Origin of the sequence: Sulfuriflexus sp. (assembly GCF_032250955.1) — a bacterium.
Taxonomy (GTDB): domain Bacteria; phylum Pseudomonadota; class Gammaproteobacteria; order AKS1; family AKS1; genus Sulfuriflexus.
The window spans coordinates 1-4,255 of sequence record NZ_JAVVES010000110.1 but is presented as its reverse complement, the minus strand read 5'-3'; the positions used below and the strand labels follow the sequence as shown (position 1 = coordinate 4,255).

6 protein-coding genes and 1 tRNA gene are annotated in these 4,255 nt (G+C 54.5%); 3 read left to right on the top strand and 4 right to left on the bottom strand.

The window, feature by feature from the left end:
* On the bottom strand, positions 1-929 hold a 929-nt coding region (locus RQ738_RS13180; RefSeq protein WP_314165764.1), incomplete at its 3' end, for a DEAD/DEAH box helicase.
* Between the two features lie 237 nt (positions 930-1,166).
* On the opposite strand from RQ738_RS13180, the gene RQ738_RS13175 reads away from it, so the two are divergent.
* Together RQ738_RS13175 and RQ738_RS13170 are read left to right on the top strand one after the other, a co-directional pair.
* Entirely contained in the window at positions 1,167-1,406 is a 240-nt protein-coding gene (locus RQ738_RS13175; RefSeq protein ID WP_314165762.1) for an AbrB/MazE/SpoVT family DNA-binding domain-containing protein, read from the top strand.
* Between the two features lie 14 nt (positions 1,407-1,420).
* Positions 1,421-1,795, top strand: coding sequence for a type II toxin-antitoxin system death-on-curing family toxin (locus RQ738_RS13170; protein ID WP_314165761.1), 375 nt, complete (start codon positions 1,421-1,423; stop codon positions 1,793-1,795).
* A gap of 296 nt (positions 1,796-2,091) precedes the next feature.
* Here RQ738_RS13170 and RQ738_RS13165 read toward each other — a convergent pair whose 3' ends face one another.
* A complete protein-coding gene (locus RQ738_RS13165) occupies positions 2,092-2,439 on the bottom strand; it encodes a DUF5615 family PIN-like protein (RefSeq protein WP_314165760.1) in 348 nt (115 codons plus the stop codon).
* Positions 2,436-2,759, bottom strand: a complete 324-nt coding sequence (locus RQ738_RS13160) for a DUF433 domain-containing protein (protein WP_314165758.1) — start codon at positions 2,757-2,759, stop codon at positions 2,436-2,438. Before RQ738_RS13160 ends, RQ738_RS13165 begins: the two co-directional genes overlap by 4 nt.
* Before the next feature lie 214 nt (positions 2,760-2,973).
* On the opposite strand from RQ738_RS13160, the gene RQ738_RS13155 reads away from it, so the two are divergent.
* Positions 2,974-3,804 carry an endonuclease domain-containing protein gene (locus tag RQ738_RS13155; RefSeq protein ID WP_314165757.1) on the top strand — a complete coding sequence of 277 codons (831 nt, stop codon included), beginning with the start codon at positions 2,974-2,976 and terminating at the stop codon, positions 3,802-3,804.
* A 233-nt stretch (positions 3,805-4,037) separates the two neighbouring features.
* Here RQ738_RS13155 and RQ738_RS13150 read toward each other — a convergent pair.
* Positions 4,038-4,110, bottom strand: a tRNA-Asp gene (locus RQ738_RS13150).
* Between the last annotated feature and the right edge of the window lie 145 nt (positions 4,111-4,255).

Here is a 4,255-nt window from a genome sequence, read left to right as displayed (position 1 = left end):
GTCAGGGTCTCGCCAATCACTCGCTCCGGCTTAACGCTGGTCCCGAAGATGCCAGAAGCTACCTCGGCTACCTTAACCCGCTGCCGGGCATAGGTCCCGCCACCGGCCAACGTGGCGCTGGTGCCCACCATCTGCAAGTTTGGGTTATCCACCGCCTCGCGCACCCGCCGCACCAGCATCGCCACATCCGCCCCCTGCCGGCCGCGGTAGGTGTGCAATTCATCCAGCACGAGAAATTGGAGGTTACCCCGTGCCGCCTTCCGGATCAGATGGCGCCGTTCCTGCGGCCGGGTCATGATATACTCCAGCATCACGTAGTTGGTCAGCAGGATATCCGGCGGGTTCGCCCACACCTCCTTTTTATCCTCGTCGCTTTCCTGGCCGGTGTAGCGGGCAAAGGTTACCGGTCGTTCTCCGCCCAGGCCGAAATCCAGGAACTTCTCCAGCTCCCCGAGCTGGCTATTGGCCAGGGCATTCATCGGGTAGACGATGATCGCCTTGATTCCGGGCTGGTTCTTGTGCTTGAGGGCATAGTTGACGATGGGGATGATGTAAGCCAGGCTTTTGCCGGAGCCGGTACCTGTAATCAACACGTAGCTATCGCCGGTGCGGGCCGCTTCAATCGCATCTGACTGGTGTTTGTGGAGGCTCGGCTGCTCTGTTTTCCCGTAAGGCTTCTCCTCATCCTTGCCAAAGCGGAAGATGTCGGCACAAAGGGGATGGAGGGCGCCGGCGTCGACCAGCACCTGGACGCTCTGTCCTGAGGCAAAACTGGGGTTCAACTGGATGAGCGGGTCGGGCCAAAACGCGCCGCTATTCAGCTCCTCATCTACCCGCGCCCTGATCTTTGGGTCACGCACTTTGATGAAGCTGTCGCTGTAGGCTCGATAATCGTCGATCAGTTGCCGGCGTAGGTTGAAAACGTCCACGGTGCCTCCCGAAGTCAGACATCTATCCGCTCGATTCTACTGTTTCTGGGAGCAGTGATTCAACATTCCCCGCTCCTTTGCGCAAGTTGATTATATCCACTCGAGGCGGAAGCTCAAGTAGGCGAAAGGTATGGTCACAGCTTTTGAGAAGCATAAGCAACTGGCCTACTTTTGCCTTACCTTACCCGTTCCGCTTATAATTGTGTCTATACAACGTAAGCACATCTGGAGTGGAACATGGCACGCAGAATTTTCAAGTCTGGGAACAGTCTGGTCGTTTCGTTGCCTCGAGCCTCCCTTGAACTGCTTGGTCTGCAAGAGGGCAGCGAGGTCTCGGTGACAGTCGATCAGGATGGCGGCCGGATCATCGTGCAACCGGCGCAGGTCTCCCTCCCCGGAATAGAGTCCACTTTCGCCCGGCAACTCGAAGAGTTCATCGAGCAGTATCGACCTGCTTTAGAAGCGCTGGCTGAATGACCCGGTATCTAACAATGCAACAGGTGCTCTTCATCCACGCGCGCCTGATTGAAACCACCGGTGGCGAGCACGGCGTGCGCGATCTGGGGCTGCTACAATCGGCCGTGTTCCGACCGCAGGCGACGTTTGACGGCAAAGAGTTGTATGGCGACCTTTTTCACAAGGCTGCCTCTCTTCTGATCTCGCTCGCTCAGAACCATCCCTTCGTGGACGGTAATAAACGTACTGCCATCACCGCTGCAGGCCTCTTCTTAAGACAAAATGGTTGGCAGCTGGAGACTGGCAACGAGGAGCTGGAGCGATTCACGTTGCGGGTCGTTAACGAAGGGCTGGACCTGAACGTGTGTGCAGAATGGTTGGAGCACCGCAGCATACACGTGGAGAAGTGATCGGGCGAGTGTCGATATCCACCAACCAGGAGGCAGTATAAAGGTATGGACAGGGCAGGCCGTCCCTGAACATAGAGCTGTCGGTCAGTTCGCGGGAGCGGCAAAGATGGAACCCGCTCTGGGTACACGCCCTTAAAAACACAAAAAGCCCTCGACAACTCGAGAGCTCTTCGTTCAAGGGTTGGAGCGGGAGCGACGGGGGTAGAACCCTCTCTGGGTGCAGGTGTATTATCCTGACCTCGAGCGACGCCTGACTGTGATTGCGACCATTTTCTTGGGATAAGTGCCCGCAAAGCCTATAGTGGAAGGAACTCCACGCGATTCGCCAACTCTTCCGGTTCGGCCAGTTTGGCAATCAATTCCAGGTCCTCGACACACCGGCCAATGGTAATCCGCATCTGGTGGGCATAGATAACGCCCGCGAACTCAACCCCCTCTACCTGGCGCTGTTTGGCTTCGACCAACAGGTCATCATCCTGGCTGAATAGAACCCGCCCTAATTCCGTTGCTCGGTCAAGCAGATGATCGTCGGACGCTTCCCGAAATCCATCCTGCTGTGCTGTCAGCACGTCAATACCCCGGATGCGCAATCCATTTATTATGGCGCGATGTACATGGACATCCATGTAGAGCGCGACTGTCACTCGACCAAACCCTGGCTACGAAAACGAGCAGCTAACGGCGATGGACCAGCTTCCTCGCGTAATTGCTCGACGTATTCCCCTCGTCGCCGAATGTCAGCCTCTATCGCTTCTTTATGTTCCCAATAGTAGGCGAGCGCAGAGTGGATCTGGCTCATCGTCAGATACGGATGCTGGAAGTGAAGCTCTTCCGGACTCCATCCGTATGCTTTCTGCGCCATCACCAACTCGACGACCTTCATCGTCGTACCTTCGATGAACGCGGTGCCCTTTTCATCAAGGTGTATGTGTTCGTATGCGGTAGTGGTTGTAGAAGTAGCCATCTTTTGTTCCTCAGCAAATGAGTTCCGTTCTTGAAGTATACCACATCATTGTTCCGTCTCCCGAAAACATGAAAAGCACTCTGAAGAATGAGAAGCATCATTATTCTAGTAGAACTCACGCTGCTCTTGATTCTGTGAGCGGGAAATGTACAATGAAGCTATACGGGCCAAGGCCTGCAGTAAACTGTAGCCATTCTTCCTGAAGCAACTCTTTATGAGCAGAGCCAGCACATCTCCCGCAAACGAGCAAGTTCTAGTGGCAATTATGCGAGATCGCCTTGATTTCCAGATTGCGCGAGTTCAACATTGGTACCGGATCCCAGTGACCAGCGCCCATAAATGGGTTGGCGAACGCTGGCCGCCGGCGTGGCTGGCATTTTACCAGACGAAAATATTCGGCTCAGAAGCGTATGCCGTCCGCTATTACAGCCAGGTGCTGCACATCCACCGAAAGTTCCGGTGGCAGCTATTTCCCGAACAGCCACAGGATGAAAAGAGCCAGCGCGAGTACTATCAGCTCATGTTGTCGCCATTGATACAACTTCCTGAACCTATCCTGAGCAAACGATGGCGACGAATCACTTTTATCGCTACCACCTGGGACAAGTTTATATCCGCAGTTGAGATTAACGATCTTTCTGATGAAAGCCCTCTAGAAAATCGGCTATGGGCTGAGATGAAGCGGCTGCAGATTCAGGCAGAGCGTCAAGAATTCGTGCGAGCTGACGGGCAGAACTTTGCGCTTGACTTTGCCCTGTACTGTGCGCGTGGGAAAATTAATGTGGAGACAGACGGAGACAACTGGCACGCTAATCCCGAAAAGGCCAGACAAGATAATGTGCGCGATAATGCACTCAAGACAGCCGGTTGGCGTGTCCTCCGCTTCACTACAAGACAGATTAGGGAAGAAATGAACGCATACACGCTACCGAAAATCGTTAGCAACATTAACCGTCTTGGTGGGATCGATGAAGGAAAGGTGATTCCACAGCAGATCCATCTAGGAGATGGCCCCCGGCAGCCGAGTCTTTTTGATGAGTTATGAACACATTCGACCGCCGATGAAACCGAGCTCGCCTGAAGAGTGGTCGTCTTGATTCCCAATGCGGCCGATCTCCGTAGCTCAAGAGTAGTAGTGAGTTAGGCGAGAGCGACGGATAAGGGGAAAATCGCGGGAGCGGCAAGAGTGGAACCCGCTCTGGGTACAAAGCAGAACGCGGGTTCCAAAAAGAAAAAGCCCTCGACAGAATCGAGAGCTTTGGAACCCGCGTTATAGAGCGGGAGCGACGGGGATCGAACCCGCGATCTCCGGCTTGACAGGCCGGCGTGTTAACCACTACACCACGCCCCCTCAAACAACGTGCCTGAGTATACCTTAAAGCAGGGCCAAAGTCAATAAACTTTAAATAAGAAAGGCATGAACCCCGATTGGGGCTCAGCGATCAGGGATCGGGGATTGCACTCTGAAGTGCACTTCAACAGGGGAGACACATCAC